Origin of the sequence: Halorubrum sp. Atlit-28R (genome assembly GCF_003665955.1) — an archaeon.
In the GTDB taxonomy this organism is placed as follows: domain Archaea; phylum Halobacteriota; class Halobacteria; order Halobacteriales; family Haloferacaceae; genus Halorubrum; species Halorubrum tropicale.
Map to the genome: position 1 here is coordinate 1 of NZ_QPLS01000060.1, position 765 is coordinate 765.

Genomic DNA, 765 nt, shown 5'->3' on the forward strand with positions numbered 1-765 from the left:
CCAGCCGACCCAACGCATCATACCCACCGCGAGCACTGTTCTCACGGCATCTCCATTATCTCCCCAACTCCGACATAGCCAACGAAATCGGGTGCGTCATCTACGACGGAGCGGTGAACTACAAGCCCAACCGCTGGGAAGAGTTCAAAGAATGGCGCGATAAGAACGACATCCCCTCCGTGATCCACTGCCTGCGCGATCCGCTCGCTCCCGAGTACCAAGAGGTGAGCAATTGGGCTGGTGTCTGGGCTTGGCCTCCGGCGCTCATTAAGGCCATTACCGAGTCTACTGAGGAGGCGGTCGCAGATAGTAGCTCCGCTCGGTACGTTCGTGTTCGGAACCAACTCGATAACAAGGTGGCCGGCATCGATCGAGAGATACACACAGTCACGGACGGCTCGCTCGCCGAGCAGTTTCGGGAGGTGTGGTCTCGAATCGAGGAGCTACAAGACGTTCAGTCCCGACTCGGCTCGAACGCCCTCGGCCAGGCGATCCGCGATCTGAAGAGGGCACTCAACGACTTCTCAAACACAGTCTCGTCCGTCGGATTCACCGAACAGACGTACAGCGAGCAGTGGGAGACGCTACCCCCCTCAAACTGGTTCGACAGGCTAGATCACCTGCGCCAACGACTGCTTGAGGATGAGACTGGAGCGCAGGCCAGTGGCGTGTTTCGATCGGCGTGCTTGGAGCTCGAGGCTGCCTACGCCGAGTGGAAAGAGGCAGAGGTCGACGAGACGAAGCAGGGACACCTGTACCGGCTGT

General features: G+C 59.3%; 1 protein-coding gene. It reads left to right on the top strand.

The window, feature by feature from the left end:
• Positions 1 to 113: 113 nt before the first annotated feature.
• On the top strand, positions 114 to 765 hold a 652-nt coding region (locus DVK06_RS16780; protein WP_147438152.1), incomplete at its 3' end, for a hypothetical protein.